Origin of the sequence: Clostridioides sp. ES-S-0049-02, from assembly GCF_020658465.1 — a bacterium.
In the GTDB taxonomy this organism is placed as follows: domain Bacteria; phylum Bacillota; class Clostridia; order Peptostreptococcales; family Peptostreptococcaceae; genus Clostridioides.
Map to the genome: position 1 here is coordinate 1 of NZ_JACVWG010000095.1, position 255 is coordinate 255.

1 protein-coding gene is annotated in these 255 nt (G+C 23.9%); it reads left to right on the forward strand.

From position 1 onward, the window contains the following. Nucleotides 1-255 (forward strand): CHC2 zinc finger domain-containing protein (locus IC213_RS21450; protein ID WP_227863596.1); only part of this gene is annotated, 255 nt, incomplete at both ends.

The following is a 255-nucleotide window of genomic DNA, read 5'->3' on the forward strand; positions in this document are numbered from 1 at the left end:
CTTCTAAAAGCAATGATAGACAATTGATATTTAATACTCATTTATGCCATAATGGTGATTCATATAAATTATTTTATTATACAGAAAGCAAAACATTTCATTGCTATAGTTCTTGTGGCCATATAGGTAGCTTAATAGATTTATTGATACATATAAATAAATATGAATTTAAAGACGCTATTAATGAAATAAAAGATTTCTTTGACATTTCAAATCAACCAATGTTAAGAAAAGGATTTAGAGTAAAGAAAAAAG